Raw genomic sequence first — 18129 nt, 5'->3', positions numbered from 1 at the left:
AAAAACCCACCCCCGGCGGGGCACTCCGCGGCGCGGTCGCAGCGCCGCTACAGCACCACGCGCTCGACGTCCGCGGTGCCGGCCCGGCGGACGACTGCGCGGAGGAGGTCCCGCGCGCCGGCGAGGTTGTCCGAGTCGCCGTCGAGGACGAGCAGTTTCGCGTCCCGTCCGGGCTCGACGACGCCGCAGTTCAGGCCCGCTATCTCCGCGCCGTTGACCGTCGCCATCCGCAGCACCTCCGCGGCGGGGAGGTCGAACAGCTTCGACGCGAACGCCATCTCGCGGAACATCGACGGGCTGTTCGTCATGACGTTGTCCGTACCGAGCGCGAGCGTCGTCCGCTCGCGCAGTTCGTCGACTGGCGGGAGCCCCACGTCGGTGACCACGTTCGACCGCGGACAGAGCACGACGGGAGTCTCGCTGTCCGCGAGCCGCTCCAGGTGGACCGGTTCGGGGTGGACCATGTGGACGAGGAAGTCCGGATCGAGGTCCATCGCGGGGTGGATGTCCGAGGCGTCGACCTCGCCGGCGTGGATGCCGAACAGCTTCCCCGCCGCCCGCGTCGCCTCGCGCTCGCGGCCGAAGTTCGCGTCGTTCGCGCCGCTCGCGCCGAAGCCGTCCGCCGCCTCCATCGCGGCGACCGACTCCCGGCCGAGCACGACGGGGTCGATGTCCAGTCCGTCGGCAGCCTCGCGGATCATCTCGACGCCCTCGACGTCGCCCTCGCGGAACTCGATGGTGGCGGCCGTGCCGCTCTCTCGCATGAACCGCAGGGAGCGGCGCATCCCCTCGACCAGTTCGGCGCGGTCGGCCGCGCGGAGCAGGCGGTGTTTCAGTCCGTCCGGCGGCGCGACCAGTTCCTCCAGCGTGAGGCCCCCGCCCGCTTCCTTGGCGATCGAGTCGCCGAGATGCGTGTGAGCGTTGACGAACGCCGGTAGCACGACGGCGTCGCCGTCGACTGACGCCTCCTCGACGGCGGTGATCTCGCCGTCTTCGACGACGACCCGTCCCTCGACGGGTTCGAACTCGCGGCCGCGGAGTATCGTGCCCTCTATTTCCATGGTACCCGGTTGAGAGGACTCCGTATTGAGTCCCTCGCCTCGGGTCGATCGGTCACCCGGGCGACGACGGTGGACGACGCTTCCGCCGTCCCCTCACCGGTCGCCGAACTCGTCGAGGCGGGCGTTCCACCCGCTCCGGCGCTCGTTGACCAGCGCGCCGTCGATGTCCAGCCCCAGGGTCTCGACCGCCGCCCGCCCGACGCGACCCGTGAGGCCCTCGGGGACGTACACCCCGCAGCGCCACTGCGAGCGCTGAGCGGCCCGGAGCGCCTCCACGAGCGGCGACTGCTCGTCGAGGCGGCGGATCTCGCCGGCGACGACCACCCGCGTCGACGACTCCGTCATGGTCGGGCGGTCGGGCACGTCGAGGATGACGCGGTCGCGGTCCACGTCCGCCGCGTCGGCGATCTCGCGCTCGTACTCGCGGATCTCGTCGTGGGACGCCGCGATGACGCCGTCGGGGACGTCGTCCAGTTCGACCCACAGCGCGCGCTTGAACAGGTCCCGCTCGCAGAGCCGTCGGGCGGCCGGCGCGGTCGCCTCGGTCTCGCGGAGCGCGACGAGGAGGCCCGGGTCGTCCATCCGGCGGAGCTCCTCGGCCGTGACGTCGCCCGCCTCCAGCAGGCGCTCGGTCGCCCGGCGGAGCATCGACTTGCTGATCCGGGCCACGTGGTGGCTGTAGACGGTCGGGTTCATCAGCGCCCGCGCGACGAGCAGGCTCTCCGCGGCTTGGACGTTCCCCTCCGCGAGCACGAGTTCGCCGTCGACGAAGGTGAGTTCGCGCACGAGTCGGCCGTGGTCGATGGTGCCGTAGGGGACGCCGGTGTGGTGGGCGTCCCGCACGAGGTAGTCCATCCGGTCCACGTCCAGTTCCCCGGAGACGACCTGCCCGAACCGGCCCTCGCCGGCAACCAGGTCCGCCACGGTCGCCGGCGAGATGTCGTGGTCGCGGAGCACGTCGCCGACCGCGCCGTCGGCGATGAGGTCGTGGACGTCGTCGTGGTACTTCCCGGTCCGGCGATGGATCAGGTCCTCGACGTTGTGGCTGTAGGGACAGTGCCCCACGTCGTGGAGGACGGCGGCGGCCTCGACGCGGGCCTTCTGTCGCCCCTCGACGCCGAGCTGGGAGAGCGCCTGGCAGGCGAGGTGGTACACCCCGAGGCTGTGCTCGAAGCGGGTGTGGTTCGCGGAAGGATAGACCAGAGAGACGGTGCCCAGCTGCTTGATCCGCCGGAGCCGCTGGACCTCGGGCGTGTCCAGAAGCGCCCGCGCCACGCCGTCCACCTCGATGTGGTCGTGGACGCTGTCCTTGATCGTCTTCATGCGCCGTCGTTCGGCGCGTTCCTACAAAAAGTGTCGTTCGATGCTACGGCGCCGGCCCGTCTACACGACGTCGTCGAAGTCCTTGTGGCCCTGGATGTCGACGCCGTCGCTCGTGATCGTCGCGAGGTAGACGCCGTTGCCGGAGCCGGTGTCGCGCTCCGCGGCGTTCCGGATGGCGCGGGCGGCGACGGAGCGGGCCTCGTCGTTGGAGAGACCTTCCTCGTACTCCTGTTCGAGGAGGCCGTAGGCGACCTGCATGCCGGAGCCGGTGACGGTGTAGTCGTCCTTGACGACGCCGCCGGCGGGGTCGATGCTGTAGACGTGGTGGCCCTCGTCGTCGACCCCGCCCAGAATCGGGTTGATAGCGAAGAAGGGGCCGCCGCGGGCGAAGTTGCCCGCGAGCGTCGCCAGCGCGTGGATGCTCATCGGCTCGCCCCGGCGCGCCTCGTAGAGGTTCGACTCCGCGCGGAGGTTACTGATGAACGACTGCGCGCCGCCGACCGAGCCGACGAGGGTGAGGGCTGCAGTGGGGTGGATCTGCTCGACCTTCTGGACGTTCTTGTTCGAGACGAACCGGCCGCCGAGGTTGGCGCGCATGTCCGTCGCGACGACGACGCCGTCCGCGGTCGTCAGCCCGATCGTCGTCGTCCCCGTCTTGTTCACGTTGTCCAGCTCCTCGGTGGTGAAGGAGTTTTCGGGGAGCGACCCGACCTCCGGTTCGAAGGGACCGACGGGGTCCTCGGAGAGCCGCTCGCGGTTCCGCGAGAACTCGGAATCGTGTCTCGGCGTACGCATTGGCGGGGCTTACAGCCCGGACGCATAAAAAGTGCAACGTTCGGTCGCGGGGCGTCGCTCGCGGACGATTACGCGTGGGCCTCCGACTGCGCGCTCTCGTAGGCGTCGCCGAGGTTCTCGACGACTCGGTGGACCGGGAGGGTCACGCCGGCGCGGTTCATCGCGAGCGCGAACGGCATGAGGAGGATGCCGAGCGCGAGGCTGATCTGGTACAGGGCGAACAGGGTACTTCGGTACACCCGTTGTATCATTGGACTTCAGCCGTTCCCAGTGCGACGGCATATAAAAGCTTTTCCCCAATATGGATTTCATACTGATCGATAACTCAGATTCACCCCGGCGCAGTCGTGCGATTCAACTGCGGTTGCTCCGGAGAAAGCGAACTGACAGTTTCGGCCGCCGCGAACCCTACGTACCGCCTCGCTCACGCCGGCGATTCTCATAAGTTACGAGGATTATCGCCTTGACGTGCGCGCCGCCGGACCCCGTCGCGGCCGAGTCGCGCGGCGGAGCGGCCGCCGGCCGATACGCGGGCCGAACCGCAAAGCAGGAAACCCTCCGGGCCGGACCCGTAGGTATGAGCAACTATCTCGTTGTGATGGAGGCCGCGTGGTTGGTTCGCGACGTCGAAGCCGTCGACGACGCCATCGGCGTCGCCGTCAGCGAAGCGGGCAAGCGGCTGAACGAGCAGGACATGGACTACGTCGAGGTCGACGTCGGCGCGACGGGGTGTCCCGCCTGCGGCGAGCCGTTCGACTCCGCGTTCATCGCGGCGGACACGGCGCTGGTCGGCCTCGTGCTGGAGATGAAGGTGTTCAACGCGGACAGCCAGGAGCACGCCCAGCGCATCGCCAAGAGCGAGGTCGGCGGCGCGCTCCGCGACGTCCCGCTCTCCGTGGTCGAGACGATCGAGTACGAGGACGAGGAGGAACTCGAAACCGGCGAGTGACCAAAGGTTTATTTTATAACCAAAGGTAATGTAGCGGCATGGAACTCCCGACGCCGGCAGACCTGCGGGAGCGGCGGAACGAACTGGGGTTGACGCAGAGCGAGCTCGCGGACCGTGCCGAGGTGTCCCAGCCGCTCATCGCCCGGATCGAGGGCGGCGACGTCGACCCGCGACTGTCGACGCTCCGCCGCATCGTCAACGCCCTGGAGGCCGCGGAGGGCGGCATCGTCCGCGCCGAGGACCTGATGCACGAGACCGTGATCCACGTCGCCCCGGACGACGAGCTCCGGGACGCCGTGGGGAAGATGGAGGACGAGGCGTACTCGCAGCTCCCCGTCATCCAGGAGGGCATCCCGGTCGGGAGCATCAGCCAGAGCGACCTCGTCCACGTCGACGAGGAGGCCCGCGGCGAGCCCGTCCGCGAGTTCATGAGCGAGAGCTTCCCGACGGTCTCGAAGAACGCGACGCTGGACGAGATCAGCAGCCTCCTCGACCACTACAAGGCCGTGATGGTGACCGAGGACGGCGAGACCGTCGGCATCGTGACCGAGGCCGACCTGGCCGCGCGGCTCTCCTGAGGACCGCTTCGCCGCCGTTCGCTCCCACGTCTCGACAGCGCCCGGTGAAGCCGGATCGACAGGAACGGCCCGTGACAGCTCGCCCCACGGCTAAGTGCGGAGACGACGCTAGATCGAACGGGTGGGAACATGAGCAACGACCGAACCGCCGACGACACGTGGAACGCGACGAGAGACCCGAACGCCATCCGTGACTGGAGCGAGGAGCGCGGGTACAGGCCGTACCGACGACGCCGCGGCGACGCCGGCGAGGAGCACGACGTCGACTTCCACCGACCCGAGGACGCGAGCGACGAACACGAGGAACTCGAGTGGAACCGCGTCGGCGAGACGCTGGAGGAGCGGGACCTCGTCTTCCTCTACCGCGACGACCGGGACGAGTACCGGCTGGTCGAACACGAGGACGCCGTCGAGCGGGCGGCGATGGAGAGCGACGCCGTCGAGGACGCGCTCCTGGAGGGCGAGACCGTCGAGACCGAGATCGTCGAGACGACGGTCGTCGAGACGGAGGTCGTCGAGAGCGAGACGATAGAGAGCGAGGTCGTCGACACCGAACTCCTGGAGAGCAGGGTGATAGACAGCGAGGTCGCGGCTCGCAACGTCATCGACACGACGTTCGTCGAGGGGGAGACGATCGACGCCGAGGACGACGAAACGCTCCCGATGCACCAGGAGGACCTCCTGCTCGAAGTCGATGTGGAGGAGGTCCGCGACGTGACCCGCGAGGAGTACGAGCGCGTCGTCGTCGAGAGCGAGGTCGTGGACAGCGACGTGGTGGAGAGCGACACGGTCGAGACCGACGCCGTGGAGACGTCCGTCGACGTGGAGGGCGTCGAGCGCCAGTTGCTCGAGAGCGACGTCGTCGGTGTCCGGGACGTCGAGGACGACTCGATAAACGCCGAGGTCCTGGAAAGCAGGATGCTGGAGGGCGACGTCGTCGAGACCGAGTTCGTCCGGCGCACCGTCTTCGAGGAGGAGGTCGCCGACGAGTACCGGAACACCTACGTCCTGGACGGGTCCGACCGGCTCGCGAGCGACGTGACGGAGTCGACCCGCACGGAGACGAGCATCGTCGAGGAGGACGCGGTCCCCGTCGTGACGGCGGAGGCGACGACCGAGCGAGAGACCGACGCTGCCGGGACGACTGCCCGCACGGGCGACGAGCGCGCCATCGACCAGAGCGGCGCGACCGCCGACGTGGACGAACGCGCCGAGGACGAGACGGGCGAGGCCGCCGGTATGGACGACGAGTACGCCGAGGGGGAGCCCGTCGGCACCGCGGTCGAGCTGTCGGACGACGACGTCGGCAAGACGGTCATCGACGAGCAGGGCACCGACGTCGGCGTGGTGTCGGAGGTGGAGGCGGGGAGAGTGTACGTCACCCCCGAAGCGGGCATCACCGACCGCATCAAGGCGAAGTTCGGGTGGGGCGACGAGGACGACGCCTACGCGGTCAGCACCGAGCAGATAGACCGGGTCGACGACGACGAGGTCGTCCTCCGGAGCATTTAGCGGCCGGCTACAGCGTCAGGCCGCGGATCGAGACGCCCTCGCCGTCCTCGACGGCGCCGATAACGCGGCCGTCCGTCGCGTCCGCGAGGGCCTCCGCCTTCTCGGGCGGCACGGCGGCGACGAAGCCGGTGCCCATGTTGAACGTGCGGTGCATCTCCTCGTCCGAGACGTTGCCCTCCTCCTGCACGAACGCGAACACGTCCTGTGCGGGGAGCGGGTCCGTGATCTCGTAGCGGTGTTCGCCCATCCGTTCGAGGTTGGTCCAGCCGCCGCCGGTGACGTGGGCCGCGGCGCGGGCGTCGGCCGCGCGCAGGTCGTCGAGCAGGTACGCGTAGATGCGCGTCGGCTCCAGCAGTTCCTCGCCGATGGAGCGGTCCGGGTTCGGCAGGAACGGGTCGGCGTACTCGTGGTCGCGGGTGACGGCCTTTCGGGCCAGCGTCAGGCCGTTGGAGTGGATGCCGCTGGACGGGAAGCCCACGAGCGCGTCGCCCGGCTCGGCCTCGCCGTCGAAGATGGCCTCCTTCGGCGCGAGCCCCGCGCAGGTGCCCGCGAGGTCGAGGCCCTTCACCACCTCGGGCATCACCGCCGTCTCGCCGCCGAGCAGGGCGATTCCGGCCTCCTCGGTCCCCGCCGCGAGCCCCTCGCCGACCTGCTCGGTGAACTCGTCGTCGGGCTCGTCGATGGCGATGTAGTCCACGAACGCGACGGGGTCGACCCCCGCCGCGACGAGGTCGTTGGCGTTCATCGCGATGCAGTCGATGCCGACCGTCGAGTAGTCGCCGAGCGCCTCGGCGACGAGCAGCTTCGTCCCGACGCCGTCGGTGGCGAGCGCGAGGTAGCGGTCGCCGATGTCGAGCAGTCCGGCGTACCCCTCCACGTCGCCGAACGCCGACAGCAGCGCCGACGTGGCGTCCTCGCTCGCCTCGATGTCCACGCCCGCGTCGGCGTAGGTCAGTTCCTCGGAGTCCTCCTCGGTCATACCGGATAGCGCTTCCGGCGCGAGCAAAAGGCCACCGGTCTGAATCGGAACGAATTCTAGAACCACTGGGGCCGGAGTTTGAAAAACCGGTTTACCCGTACCGCACCACCTCCTGCACGAGCAATGGCTCCACCACCTTCTCGGACGACGCGGTCCCTCACTCGCGCCGTTGACGGCGTGCGGAACCACGGCGCTGCGCTCGCCGTCGCCGCCGCGGGCGGGGTCGCCTCGGTCGCGGGGTCGTACGCGGTCACCGGGTTCACGCCCGACTTCGTCGGCGCGGCGACCGAAGGGATCCTCCGCGAACTGTCGCCGAACGCGCTCGTGGCGTTCGCCATCGAGGAGCTTGGCGATCTGGGGCACCAGCTACTGCTGGCCGGAGCGATCGCGGTCTCGGTCGGCCTCTTCGCGCTGGCGGGCCTCGCGGGCGTCGCGGTCGCGCGCCGGACGGACCGGCTCCTCCCCGGCGTCGCCGGCAGCGGCCTGCTCGCGCTGGGACTCGCGTCGGGGCTGGGGACGCCGCCCCTCTCGGCCGTCGCGATCGCCGCGCCCGCCGCGGCGGTCCCGGTCGCCGAGCGGGCGACCGGCGCGCCGTCGACCGTGTCGGAGCGCCGGCGCCGGGTGCTCGGCTCGGTCGGGTCCCTTCTCGGGATCGCGGCGGTGGGCACCGCGGTCGGGACGCAACGAGCCCCGACCGTCGAGCCGGAGGAACTCGACGCCGAGGAGGCGGCCGATACCGAGGACCTCCTCGCGACCGCCGAGGAGCAGTCGCTCGCGGTCGGCGGCATCGAGGGACTGGTCAGCGACGAGTTCTACGAGGTCGACTACAGCAACTTCGACCCCACCGTCGAGAAGGACAACTGGTCGCTGACCGTCACCGGCGAGGTCGAGGAGGAGGTGGAGATCGACTTCGACGAACTGCAGGCGATGGAGACGGAGCACCGGTTCGTCACCCTCCGGTGCGTCGGAGAGGCGCTGAACGGGCAGAAGATGGACAACGCCCTCTGGACCGGGACGCCGGTCGCGCCCCTGCTGGAGCAGGCCGGGCCGGGGGGCGGCTGCGAATGCGTCCGCCTGCACGCGGCCGACGACTACTACCAGGTGTTCCCGATTTCGGCCCTCCAGACCGGCTTCCTGGCCTACGGCATGAACGGCACGGAGCTCCCGAAGGGCCACGGCCACCCCGTGCGGACGCTGATCCCCGGCCACTGGGGCGAGATAAACGTGAAGTGGGTCACCGAGATCGAGGTGCTTGACGAGGAGGCCGAGGGCTACTGGGAGGAGCGCGGGTGGCACGGAACCGGCCCGGTCGAGACCGTCGCCAAGCTCCACGCCGTGAACCACCGCGACGACGGCACCGTGCAGGTCGGCGGTCACGCGTACGCGGGCACGCGCGGCGTCGAAACCGTGGAGGTCTCGACCGACGGCGGCGACACCTGGACCGAGGCGACGCTGTCGGAGCCGCTCCCCGGCGACGACGTGTGGCGGCAGTGGGCCCACGAGTTCGAGCCCGAGGGCTCGCAGGAGGTCGTCGTCCGGGCGATCGACGGGAACGGAGACGTGCAGCCACGGGAGGAGTCCGACTCGTTCCCCAGCGGCGCGACGGGGTGGGTGTCCCGGACCGTCGAGGCCGAACGGTGAACCTTTATATTCGCTCCGACACGTGGGGAAACGGAGATGGAGCAGGCGCTCTGGTATCTCTTCGCCGGCACACGCGGCGGCGAGAACAGGGCGCGGATCGTCCGCGCGCTCTCGGAGCGCCCGCGGAACGCGAACCGGCTCGCGAAGGCGATCGACGCGGACTACAACACGGTCAGACACCACCTCGACATGCTTGAGGAACACGACGTCGTCGAACCCGGCGAGAACGACTACGGGAAGCTGTACTTCCTGACCGACCGCTTCGAGCGCCACCGCGAGGAGTTCGAGGAGATCATCGAACAGGTGGAGTGATAATGCAGACGTCAACGGAGGGCGAGTGACAGTGGCGATGGGCACCGAGATCATGGTCGCGAGCGCGCTCTCGGGGGTCAACATCCTCCTTCTGGCCGGCCTGACGGCCGTCTGGGTGCGGAACTACCGGACGTTCCGGACGCCGCTGATCCTCGGCCTGATCGCCTTCGGGAGCGTGATGCTACTCGAGAACGCGACGGCGATCTACTTCTTTTTCAGCACGCGGATGCTGTACTCCGGCGACCCGACGGTCCAGAGCGCCGTGGCCGTCCTCCGAGCGATGCAGCTCGTCGCGCTCCTCTTTCTGACGTGGGTGACGGCGAAGTAAGCGAAACGGTGTCGGCGGCACGGCCCTCAGAACCCGGGCGTCCCGACGAAGATCCAGACGACGAACGCCGCGCTCGGCAGGAACACGAGGAGGTAGACCGCCTTGTTCCACTTCAGGACAGTTTTGCCGTCCAGCGGACCGTAGGGGATCATGTTGAACGCCGCGAGGAAGCCGTTGATGCCGACGCCGAGCGTGCCGACGCCGACGAGCGCGTCGACGCCCGACAGCGCCAGCGCGCCGAACGGCGCCATCAGCAGGATGTTCGTGACGGGGCCGGCAAGCGAGATGAGGCCGTTCTCCCGCAGCGTGATCCGGCCGCGGTGGTGGACCGCGCCGGGCGCGGCGAACAGGAAGCCCGCGAGGCCGCTCATGATGGCGACGAACAGCATCCCGTAGTCCGCGCGGAACTCGGCTATCTGGCCGAACCGGACGGCGACGACCTTGTGTGCGAGCTCGTGCAGCAGGAAGGCGACGCCGACGGTGCCCATGCTCACGGGCAGGAAGGAGGCGATGGCCCCCACGTCCATCGCGCGTGCCGCGGGTTCGAAGAAGAACGTGAAGGCGACGCCGAGCGCCACCCACGCCGCGCCGAGGTCGAGGAGTTCGCGGCTGCTGAACTGCATTATCGGAACAGTCCCCAGATGAGTTCCGCGCTGTTTTCCGCACCCTGGATCAGCTGGTCCATGACGCCGCTGACGCCCCCGATCTCCGGGGCCAGCCACGGCAGAACGGTGAAGGGAAAGAGGAAGCTGGCCACCATGCTCCCGACGTTCGTGAGCGCGACGACCATGATGAGCCGGAACAGCGGCACCTGAAACATCCGGCCGATCAGGTCGCGGATGGGGCTCTCCTCGTCGCTGAGGATCGTGTTCAGCGTGCCGATGTCGCCGAGGTCGACCGGTCGGTGGCGAAGCTCCATGTAGCCCGCGAACCAGCCCGGTGCGAGCAGCGGGTTGACGCTCGTGAGCCACGCGACGGCGCCGCCGACGCCCGCGCTCGTCCAGCGCGCGCCGGCGAGTTTTGCCAGCGTGAACGAGAAGAAGCCGTTGAACAGGAACCAGGCGGCGAACAGCTTCAGCAGGAAGGTGTCCTTCACGCCGGCCATGACCAGCAGGAAGAAGAAGGCGAGGAACCCGAGGGTGAACACGTAGCCGAGCAGCTTGAACGGGGAGAACCACTTCCGCGACTGGGTGCCGACGAGGCTCTCCATCGGCGGGAGCGTCTCCGGGGCTCTGAGATAGCCCTCGATGCCGGCCCGGTGGCCGGCGCCGACGACGGCGACGACGTGATACCCCTGCTCGCGGAGCGCGAGCAGCTTGTGCGCGATGAACGCGTCGCGCTCGTCGATGAGCGCCTCGGCCCCGCCGGGGCTGAACCGGCGGAACTCCTCGATCATGGCGGTCACCACGTCGGCGTCGGTGATGTCCTCCATCTCGAACTCGTCCTCCGGCTCGCCGCCGAAGCCGAGGACGCCGAGAAAGAGGCTACCGATCATCTTCAGCTTCTCGAGGAACGTCATCCGGCGCCAGAAGCGCTGGATCGTCACCTGGATGTTCCGGTCCACGAGCGCGACGCCGATGCCGCGCTCCTCGGCGGCGTCGACGGCCGCCTTCATGTCGGCCCCGGGTTCGATGTCGAACCGGTCGCCGAGCCGGGTCTGCACGTACGAGAGCATCCAGTACGCGAGGAACTGAAACACCGTGTTGCCGCGCAGCAGGTCGCGGGCCTCCAGGTCGTCGCCCTTGCCGCCCTCGCCCCGCATCTGTTTGTACCGCCCCTCGTCGAGTTCCACCGCAACCACGTCCGGTCGCTCCTCCTCGATGGTCCGCTCGACCTCCGTTACGCTGTCGGCGGAGACGTGCGCCGTCCCGACGACCTGAACCCGGCCCTCGCCGGAGGGCGGGTGCGACGACTGGAGGGACGTCGCCGACTCCGCTTCGTCACTCATGGCCGTCGATACTGGGGCGCGGCTTTTACCGTTGTCGGAGCGACGCGCCGCGAGCGCGTCTCGTTCGGGCGAGCGCGGCGGCGGTCGCGGCTCCGGGAGGAATCGGCCAACTGGACCGCGGAGACCGAGACGTCGAGACGGGTGCGACGCGACGGGAGGGACCGGCGCGACGAGTCGATACTGTCATCCCGCGGCCGCGGCAAGTCCCGGCCATGCCGAGCCTGATGGAGACGTTCATCGAGAACCGCGAGATGATCCAGCCCCACCACGCGAACAACTTAGACACCGTCCACGGGGGCAACGTGATGAAGTGGATGGACGAGGTCGGGGCGATGGCGGCGATGCGCTTCTCGGGCGAGACCTGCGTCACGGCCCGCGTGAACGAGATGAACTTCCGGCGGCCCATCTACGTCGGCGACACCGCGCTCATCGAGGCCTACGTCTACGACACCGGGGAGACGAGCGTGAAGGTGCGCCTGCGGACCTACCGCGAGGACCTGCGCACCGGCGAGCGCGAACTCACCACGGAGTCGTACTTCGTCTACGTCGCGATCGACGACGATCGGACGCCCGTCTCGGTCCCCGAACTGACCGTCGAAACCGAGGAGGGGCGGCGACTCCGCGACGACGCGATGGCGGAACTCGACGGGTGAAGCGGGGACAGCGACAGTACTATTCTCCGCGCCGCCGAACCGACGAGCATGACTCTCGACGCGGACGCGCCCGACCCGCCCGAACTGCAGGAGACGGACCCCGAGGAGTACGACGACGTCGACGTCACCGGCAACACCGACTACCGACGGGACGAACTGGAGGGGTTCCTGAAGGAGGGCGCCTGGGAGGACGCCTTCGACGCGTGGAGCGAGCGCGCGGACATGGACGAGTCGGAGTTCGACATCGCGCTCGAGATGGGGCTGTTCCGCGAGTACGACTTCTTCTGGGACGACTTCGCGGACAGGGTCGGCTATCACGCGCCGGGCATCCCGGAGGACTGGCGCGAACGCGAGTACCACCCCGACCTCGACTCGTGGGGCACCGTCTCCGCGATCAACGCCGGCCTGACGGAACTCGGGCAGGTCGTCAGCGAGGTGCTGAAAGACGAGTACGTCGACTGGGAGGCGGACTACGACGCCCCGGACGACCTGCCGGATTTCGACTGAGTCGGCGTCGGATCGACTCGGACGGATTATTCTACCGCTCTGTCCGTTCGATCATCTCGATACCTGTTAGATATTAACATAACCCCATCATTTTGGCAGTACGCTTTCTAAACGTATCGTCGAACGTCCCGTCGCGATGCAATTACCATCCAACGATCGTGACGAAACGGACGGCCCGCTGACCGCCTCGCGACGGCGTATCCTGCGGACCACGGGCGCGGCCGGCGCGGCGTCGCTACTCCCCTACGCGGGCGTGGGCCGCGCCGACCACGGGACGACCGTCGACGACGCCCTCGATCCGACAGACGACTCGTTGCAGGAGACACTCGTCGTATTTGACGAGAACGACGACGTCGATCGGCTCCGACATCTCGATCTGGCGAACGGCTACCACAAGTTCGAGGTGCTGCCGGTCGGGTACGCCGAACTCACCGGAAACCAGATCGAGACGATCGCCGACTGGACGGACGTGCGGTACGTCCAGGCGAACGTCGAACTCGACTACCACAACGACGACTCCCGCGAGAACACGCGCGCGGACGAAGTGCAATTGGACCTCGGCTACACCGGCGAGAGCGTTCATACGGTGGTCATCGACAGCGGCGTCGACGGCGACCACCCCGACCTCGACGGGACCCTCGCCGCCAACTGGCGCTGGGTCGGCGACCCGCTGGAGAACGACATCCAGTGGGAGGAGGTCGGCGACGTCGACACCGACGACAACGGCCACGGCACCCACACCAGCGGGAGCGTCTCGGGCGACGGGACCCAGAGCGACGGCGAGTACCGCGGGATGGCGCCCGACTCCACGCTGACGGTGTACTCCGCGGGCGCGGCGCTTTTCATCCTGTACGCCGTCGCCGCGTTCGACCACATGATCGCTCGGAAGCGGGCCGGCGAGACTGACGTGCAAGTGGTGTCGAACTCCTACGGCACGTCCTCGGGCGACGACTTCAACCCCGACGACGCGCTGAACGTCGCTTCCTGGCACGCGACGCAGGAGGGCATCCTCGCGCTGTTCTCCGCGGGGAACGCCGGGCCGGACCCGAACACGCTCAACGACTACGCGAAGGCTCCGAACGTGTTGAGCGTCGCCGCGACGGACGACGAGAAGGCCGTGACGGACTTCTCCTCGCGCGGGCGCACCCCGGACTACGACGGCGCGACGAACTACAAGCGCAAGAAGGCGCTCGATAACCTCCGCGAGTACCGCGCGGCGGACAAGACCGACGAGGAGATCGGCTCCGGGTCGTTCTCCGGGACCGTGGCCGTCGACGAGAGCGAGTACCACGAGTGGGACGCCCCGAGCAAGGCCGGCTACGTCGAAGCCACCCTGTCCTGGGACCCGAGCGCCGAGGACCTCGATTTCTACCTCCACGAGGGGAGTCCCGACGGCGAGGTGGTTGCCTCCAGCGCGACCCTGAACCACCCCGAGGAGCTGTCGGGACCGATCGAGGGCGGGACGACGTACTACTTCGAGGTGCGGCCGTTCGCCAACGTCGCGGCGGACTACGGTATCGAGTTCACCGCCTACGAGGGCATCGACCGCAACGTCCACCCGATGGGGCTGTACCGCAACGGCGTCGGCGCGAACGGCAACCTCGTGATGAGCACGCTCGAACCGACCGACCCACTGCAGGCGTACGCCGAGGACACCGAGGAGTGGTACGGCCGCATCAGCGGCACGAGCATGTCGTGTCCAGTCACCGCCGGCGTGGCGACGCTCGTCGTCGACGCCTACCGGCAGAACGTCGGCGAATCGCCGGACCCGATCGAGGTGCTGAACACGATCGAGGCGGAGGCCGAGGACGTCCACGACGGCTACACCCCGTGGAACATCGGGGCCGGGTTCGTCGACGCGTACGAGGCGGTGGCGCGCGCCGAAGACGGCGACCTCGCGACGTTCGGCGAGGTGAAGCTCGTCGATGAGTGACCGTCGCCTCACCTCCCGCCGCGCCGTGCTGAAAGTGAGCGCGACGGCCGCGGCGCTCGCTGCCTCGGCCGGCGTCGGGAGCGCGCATGACAAGGGGTCGACCGACAGCACCAGCGACGATGGCGACCACGACCACACGGACGCCAGCGTCCACGGCGACACCGGCAACGTCGAACTGCTTGACTACCACAGCCTCGGCGACGTGGGGCCGTCGAGCGAGAGCGGGAGCGCCACCGACCCCCACTACGGCGGCCTCTCGGAGATACGGACGCGCGGCGACTACGCGTACGTCAGCGTCTTCTCCTCGAAGGACCCGACGAACAACCGCGGCCTCGCGATACTGGACATCTCCGAGTTCAACGCCGCGGAGAACGCCAGCGACCTCGACGACGCCGAACTGGAGGTCGTCTCGTTCCTGCGCAACGACAACGACGCCGCCGCGGTGATGGACGTGAAGGTCAGCGGCGACGGGGACTACGTCTTCCTCTCGAAGCAGCCGCTCACCGCGCTGTTCGAGGAGACGGACCCGACGCCGAGCACCGACGACGACACGGACACCAGCGCCGGCGCGAGCGCGCTGGAGGCCGTCGACGTCTCCGACCCGACCGACCCGACGGTCGTCGGGCGGTACGACGAGTGGACGACCGGGCCGCACAACGCCTGGCACCACCGTATCGGCGGGACCGACTACGTGTTCGCCATCAAGGACGTCGACGACGAGACGGCCGGGATGTACGTCTTCGAGTTCGACCGGGCCACCGGCGCGCTCCTGCTGGTCAACCGCTGGACCCGGGAGGGCGACTTCGGCGACGGCGAGGTGGTCGGCGACGGCGGGACGTACATCCACGACGTCGTCGTGCAGGACGACCCGCGGCTGGAGCACGCCGTAGCGTACGTCTCCTACTGGGACGCCGGGCTGTTCGCGCTCGACGCCTCGGACCCGACTGACCTCTCCGTTGTCGGGCACCACACCGCCGAGCGCGTCCACTACAGCGAGCCCTCGCCGACGTTCGTCGACGGCAAGCGCGTCGTCGTCGCCGGCCAGGAGACGCCGAGCCAAGAGGACGGCTCGTCGGGCTACCTCTATCTGCTCGACGCGGACGGGCTCGACGACGGCTACGACGGGACAGACAACGTCGACCGGCTCGACACCTGGGACTGGCAGTCGAACGTCACGTTCGGCGACTACACGCTCAGCCCGCACAACTTCGAGGTCACCGAGGGCGGCTACGTCCACGTCGGTCACTACCACGGCGGGACTCGCTTCCTCGAACTCGACGAGAGCGACTGGTCGCTCGCGGAGAAGGGGTACTTCCAGGCCGCGACGGACGTGCCCGAGGACTCGAAGATGACGGGGCTGAACCACGCCGCGCCGTTCACCTGGGCCGCCGTGGCACAGAACGGCGTCACGTTCGCTTCGGACGTCAACACCGGCGTGTACGCGATGCGGTTCAAGCCGGACAGCGACCTGTCGACGGCGGCCGCCGGGGTCGGCGCGGCGGCGCTCGGCGGTCTCCTGTACCGCTACCGCGACCGCGCGGCCGGCGCGCTGGAGCGACTGACCGACGCACGGGAGGACGAATCGCACCGCGTACCGACCGACGCGACTCACGACGGATCATGACCTTCGACAGACGCGACTTCATCAAGGCGACTGGCGCATCGATCGTCGGAACCAGCATCCTGAGCGGCACGGCCGTGGCCTCGGAGTGGCGGTACGAACTCGCCGGCGAGGCGCTGGACGCCGGCACGCACGAGGCGGTCGTCCAGGGGGACTGGGCGTACTCCGCGAACGGCACGGCCATCGCCACCGTCGACGTGAGCGACCCCGAGCTGCCGGTGCTAGGCGGCACCGCCACCGCGCAGGGCGAGGACAACGTCGACGTGAAAATCGACGGCGACCTGGCGGCGCTGGCAAACGACGGCGACCCGCCCGGCGTCACGTTCTACGACGTGAGCGACCCGGCGACGCCGGTAGAACTGTCGTTCTACGAGGCCGCCAGCGGCGTCCACAACTGCTTCCTGCAGGGGGACTACGCGTACCTCTGCATCAACGACGACTTCACGCATTCGCGGATGGTGATCGTCGACATCTCCGACCCCGCGAACCCCGTGAGCCTCGAAGGCGAGGAGCGTGGCAGCGGCGGCGCGTGGATGCTTCGCGACGCCCACGAGGACATGGCCGAGGCGGGGATCAACCCAATCCACGACCTGTACGTGCAGGACGACCTGGCGTACATGTGCTTCTGGGACGCCGGCGTGGTCGTCGCGGACGTGTCCGATCCGACGGACCCGACCGCGGTCGCCCACTTCGGCGCGGCCGACGACGCCGGAAAACAGCCGGAGGACACGGCCGAGCGATACGAGCGATATCTCGGCGGGGAGAAGACGAACGCCCACTACGTCCAGCCGACGCCCTCGGGCGACTATACGCTCGTCGGCGCGGAGACGTTCCCCGGGCCGTTCGAGGACACCGTCATCCCCGGTGATCACGGCGGCATCCGCGTCTTCGACACGAGCGATCTCTCGACGGATTCCACGCCCTCGAACCCCTACGAGGGACATATCGGCTACATTCCTGCGCCAGACGACCCCGCTGACGCCGTTCGGACCTCCCACAACTTCGACGTCCGCGAGGACAAGGTGTTCGCCTCGTTCTACGAGGGCGGCATCCGCGCGTACAGCATCGAGGACCCGACCGCGCCTGAGGAACTCGCCGCGTTCGCGCCCGAGGGGACGGCGTACTGGACGGCCGAGGACCTCCCCGTCGACGGTCCCCGGACGTACACCCTCGGCAGCGACATCGGCAAGGGGCTGACCGTGCTCGAACTCGAACACGAGACGCCCGGCGAGCAGGCCTGGCAGTCCGACGAGGACCTCGGTCCCTACGACGTGCTGACGCCGACGATGCAGTCGCCGCTCTGACGGCGGCGCTCGCCGTTCGCTATTTCTCCGCCGTCGCGTGTCGACCGTCGAGAAAAACTATTCGCTCGGACCCGGCGATGGTACGACTGCCCCGTCCCCCGCCAGCGTACCGAACGTCACCGACACTCGCTCGCGCGAAGCGTCGGCCGGTGCCCGGACCTCGACCGTCCACCGCCCCCGCGGCGGCGCTTCGACCGTCCACGTCACGACCCCCACGTTGTCGCCCGACCCCCCGGTCGCGCTGATCGTCCGGCTCACGACGCCGTCCGGCCCTCTGAGGCGGACGGTGTAGGCCGGATCGGCGTGGACGTGAACGGTGAAGAGGTCCGCTTCCGGACCGACCGCGGCGTACAGCGCCGCGACGGTGCCCGGTTCGAGTCGCACCGATTCCGTTCCGGTGTCGGACTCGATAGTCGTCGCGGCGTCGCCCCCCACGGCGTCTGCCGATCCCCCCTGACGGACGGTCGTCCCCCCGGAGACCGTCGTCGGTCGGCCGCGTCGACACTCGGAACAGTCGGTGATCGCGGGCGAGAGAAACGGCCACGCGAGCTCGTCCTCTCTCGTCTCCGAGGTCGACGAGTCGTCGACCTCGATCGAACGAGCGCTTGTCGGATGCCCCTGTCCCGTCTCGGCCCGCGTTTCGGTGTGTCTTCGGTGTGACATTGTGTGGCTCCGCCTCTCCGTC

The 18129-nt window shown here is 68.9% G+C and carries 19 protein-coding genes; 11 read left to right on the top strand and 8 right to left on the bottom strand.

Annotated elements, in window-relative coordinates; all coding sequences use genetic code 11:
* Positions 1-47: 47 nt before the first annotated feature.
* The 4 genes from D8670_RS16720 to D8670_RS16705 form a co-directional block, all read right to left on the bottom strand.
* Positions 48-1061: an amidohydrolase family protein gene (locus D8670_RS16720; protein WP_193569407.1), complete on the bottom strand. Its 1014-nt coding sequence runs from the start codon at positions 1059-1061 to the stop codon at positions 48-50.
* Between the two features lie 93 nt (positions 1062-1154).
* On the bottom strand, positions 1155-2384 hold the full coding sequence (locus D8670_RS16715) for an HD domain-containing protein (protein ID WP_121819250.1): 1230 nt from the start codon (positions 2382-2384) through the stop codon (positions 1155-1157).
* 60 nt (positions 2385-2444) lie between these two features.
* The gene (gene psmB / locus D8670_RS16710; protein WP_121819249.1) at positions 2445-3179 is read right to left on the bottom strand and encodes an archaeal proteasome endopeptidase complex subunit beta; all 735 of its coding nucleotides are present in this window, start codon (positions 3177-3179) and stop codon (positions 2445-2447) included.
* Positions 3180-3247: 68 nt separating this feature from the next.
* Positions 3248-3430 carry a hypothetical protein gene (locus D8670_RS16705; protein ID WP_121819248.1) on the bottom strand — a complete coding sequence of 61 codons (183 nt, stop codon included), beginning with the start codon at positions 3428-3430 and terminating at the stop codon, positions 3248-3250.
* 326 nt (positions 3431-3756) lie between these two features.
* On the opposite strand from D8670_RS16705, the gene D8670_RS16700 reads away from it, so the two are divergent.
* The 3 genes from D8670_RS16700 (at position 3757) to D8670_RS16690 (ending at position 6218) form a co-directional block, all read left to right on the top strand.
* Positions 3757-4128, top strand: coding sequence for a DUF555 domain-containing protein (locus D8670_RS16700; protein ID WP_121819307.1), 372 nt, complete (start codon positions 3757-3759; stop codon positions 4126-4128).
* A gap of 38 nt (positions 4129-4166) precedes the next feature.
* On the top strand, positions 4167-4706 hold the full coding sequence (locus tag D8670_RS16695) for a CBS domain-containing protein (protein ID WP_121819247.1): 540 nt from the start codon (positions 4167-4169) through the stop codon (positions 4704-4706).
* 129 nt (positions 4707-4835) lie between these two features.
* The gene (locus tag D8670_RS16690) at positions 4836-6218 is read left to right on the top strand and encodes a hypothetical protein (RefSeq protein WP_121819246.1); all 1383 of its coding nucleotides are present in this window, start codon (positions 4836-4838) and stop codon (positions 6216-6218) included.
* A 7-nt stretch (positions 6219-6225) separates the two neighbouring features.
* On the opposite strand, the gene purM is transcribed toward D8670_RS16690, so the two are convergent.
* On the bottom strand, positions 6226-7197 hold the full coding sequence (gene purM / locus D8670_RS16685; protein WP_121819245.1) for a phosphoribosylformylglycinamidine cyclo-ligase: 972 nt from the start codon (positions 7195-7197) through the stop codon (positions 6226-6228).
* A 123-nt stretch (positions 7198-7320) separates the two neighbouring features.
* On the opposite strand from purM, the gene D8670_RS16680 reads away from it, so the two are divergent.
* The 3 genes from D8670_RS16680 to D8670_RS16670 are packed head-to-tail and all read left to right on the top strand — an operon-like array spanning position 7321 to position 9478.
* A complete protein-coding gene (locus tag D8670_RS16680) occupies positions 7321-8838 on the top strand; it encodes a molybdopterin-dependent oxidoreductase (protein WP_121819244.1) in 1518 nt (505 codons plus the stop codon).
* Positions 8839-8874: 36 nt separating this feature from the next.
* Positions 8875-9150 (top strand): ArsR/SmtB family transcription factor, encoded by a 276-nt coding sequence (locus tag D8670_RS16675; protein ID WP_121819243.1) that lies wholly within the window; start codon positions 8875-8877, stop codon positions 9148-9150.
* Between the two features lie 37 nt (positions 9151-9187).
* The gene (locus tag D8670_RS16670) at positions 9188-9478 is read left to right on the top strand and encodes a DUF8036 family membrane protein (protein ID WP_193569433.1); all 291 of its coding nucleotides are present in this window, start codon (positions 9188-9190) and stop codon (positions 9476-9478) included.
* 26 nt (positions 9479-9504) lie between these two features.
* Here the strand turns inward: D8670_RS16670 and D8670_RS16665 are convergent, their stop codons facing one another.
* Together D8670_RS16665 and D8670_RS16660 are read right to left on the bottom strand one after the other, a co-directional pair.
* Positions 9505-10101: a zinc metalloprotease gene (locus tag D8670_RS16665; protein WP_121819241.1), complete on the bottom strand. Its 597-nt coding sequence runs from the start codon at positions 10099-10101 to the stop codon at positions 9505-9507.
* The gene (locus D8670_RS16660) at positions 10101-11426 is read right to left on the bottom strand and encodes a TraB/GumN family protein (protein WP_121819240.1); all 1326 of its coding nucleotides are present in this window, start codon (positions 11424-11426) and stop codon (positions 10101-10103) included. Before D8670_RS16660 ends, D8670_RS16665 begins: the two co-directional genes overlap by 1 nt.
* A gap of 212 nt (positions 11427-11638) precedes the next feature.
* Between D8670_RS16660 and D8670_RS16655 the strand changes: the two genes are divergently transcribed.
* From D8670_RS16655 to D8670_RS16630, 5 genes are all read left to right on the top strand, one after another.
* Positions 11639-12079: an acyl-CoA thioesterase gene (locus D8670_RS16655; RefSeq protein WP_121819239.1), complete on the top strand. Its 441-nt coding sequence runs from the start codon at positions 11639-11641 to the stop codon at positions 12077-12079.
* A 48-nt stretch (positions 12080-12127) separates the two neighbouring features.
* A complete protein-coding gene (locus tag D8670_RS16650; protein ID WP_121819238.1) occupies positions 12128-12586 on the top strand; it encodes a DUF7992 family protein in 459 nt (152 codons plus the stop codon).
* A gap of 136 nt (positions 12587-12722) precedes the next feature.
* Positions 12723-14519, top strand: a complete 1797-nt coding sequence (locus D8670_RS21355; RefSeq protein WP_205254099.1) for a S8 family serine peptidase — start codon at positions 12723-12725, stop codon at positions 14517-14519.
* Entirely contained in the window at positions 14512-16143 is a 1632-nt protein-coding gene (locus D8670_RS16635) for an LVIVD repeat-containing protein (RefSeq protein ID WP_121819237.1), read from the top strand. The genes D8670_RS21355 and D8670_RS16635 overlap by 8 nt, the downstream gene beginning before the upstream one ends.
* Positions 16140-17444: an LVIVD repeat-containing protein gene (locus tag D8670_RS16630; RefSeq protein WP_121819236.1), complete on the top strand. Its 1305-nt coding sequence runs from the start codon at positions 16140-16142 to the stop codon at positions 17442-17444. The genes D8670_RS16635 and D8670_RS16630 overlap by 4 nt, the downstream gene beginning before the upstream one ends.
* 57 nt (positions 17445-17501) lie before the next feature.
* On the opposite strand, the gene D8670_RS16625 is transcribed toward D8670_RS16630, so the two are convergent.
* On the bottom strand, positions 17502-18107 hold the full coding sequence (locus tag D8670_RS16625; RefSeq protein WP_121819235.1) for a hypothetical protein: 606 nt from the start codon (positions 18105-18107) through the stop codon (positions 17502-17504).
* Positions 18108-18129: the final 22 nt, after the last annotated feature.

The sequence above is a fragment of the Halostella limicola genome, assembly GCF_003675875.1.
GTDB classification, from domain to species: domain Archaea; phylum Halobacteriota; class Halobacteria; order Halobacteriales; family Natronoarchaeaceae; genus Halostella; species Halostella limicola.
This window is presented reverse-complemented; position numbering and strand designations above follow the sequence as displayed.

Bases quoted from the DNA above. Each gene is read 5' to 3' on its own strand.
- D8670_RS16670 (WP_193569433.1), top strand. From the start codon at position 9,188: ATGGGCACCGAGATCATGGTCGCGAGCGCGCTCTCGGGGGTCAACATC.
- D8670_RS16700 (WP_121819307.1), top strand. From the start codon at position 3,757: ATGAGCAACTATCTCGTTGTGATGGAGGCCGCGTGGTTGGTTCGCGAC.
- purM (WP_121819245.1), bottom strand. From the start codon at position 7,197: ATGACCGAGGAGGACTCCGAGGAACTGACCTACGCCGACGCGGGCGTG.
- D8670_RS21355 (WP_205254099.1), top strand. From the start codon at position 12,723: ATGCAATTACCATCCAACGATCGTGACGAAACGGACGGCCCGCTGACC.
- D8670_RS16635 (WP_121819237.1), top strand. From the start codon at position 14,512: ATGAGTGACCGTCGCCTCACCTCCCGCCGCGCCGTGCTGAAAGTGAGC.
- D8670_RS16630 (WP_121819236.1), top strand. From the start codon at position 16,140: ATGACCTTCGACAGACGCGACTTCATCAAGGCGACTGGCGCATCGATC.
- D8670_RS16625 (WP_121819235.1), bottom strand. From the start codon at position 18,107: ATGTCACACCGAAGACACACCGAAACGCGGGCCGAGACGGGACAGGGG.
- D8670_RS16655 (WP_121819239.1), top strand. From the start codon at position 11,639: ATGCCGAGCCTGATGGAGACGTTCATCGAGAACCGCGAGATGATCCAG.
- D8670_RS16690 (WP_121819246.1), top strand. From the start codon at position 4,836: ATGAGCAACGACCGAACCGCCGACGACACGTGGAACGCGACGAGAGAC.
- D8670_RS16675 (WP_121819243.1), top strand. From the start codon at position 8,875: ATGGAGCAGGCGCTCTGGTATCTCTTCGCCGGCACACGCGGCGGCGAG.
- D8670_RS16720 (WP_193569407.1), bottom strand. From the start codon at position 1,061: ATGGAAATAGAGGGCACGATACTCCGCGGCCGCGAGTTCGAACCCGTC.
- D8670_RS16650 (WP_121819238.1), top strand. From the start codon at position 12,128: ATGACTCTCGACGCGGACGCGCCCGACCCGCCCGAACTGCAGGAGACG.
- D8670_RS16695 (WP_121819247.1), top strand. From the start codon at position 4,167: ATGGAACTCCCGACGCCGGCAGACCTGCGGGAGCGGCGGAACGAACTG.
- D8670_RS16680 (WP_121819244.1), top strand. From the start codon at position 7,321: ATGGCTCCACCACCTTCTCGGACGACGCGGTCCCTCACTCGCGCCGTT.
- D8670_RS16715 (WP_121819250.1), bottom strand. From the start codon at position 2,384: ATGAAGACGATCAAGGACAGCGTCCACGACCACATCGAGGTGGACGGC.
- D8670_RS16665 (WP_121819241.1), bottom strand. From the start codon at position 10,101: ATGCAGTTCAGCAGCCGCGAACTCCTCGACCTCGGCGCGGCGTGGGTG.
- D8670_RS16705 (WP_121819248.1), bottom strand. From the start codon at position 3,430: ATGATACAACGGGTGTACCGAAGTACCCTGTTCGCCCTGTACCAGATC.
- psmB (WP_121819249.1), bottom strand. From the start codon at position 3,179: ATGCGTACGCCGAGACACGATTCCGAGTTCTCGCGGAACCGCGAGCGG.
- D8670_RS16660 (WP_121819240.1), bottom strand. From the start codon at position 11,426: ATGAGTGACGAAGCGGAGTCGGCGACGTCCCTCCAGTCGTCGCACCCG.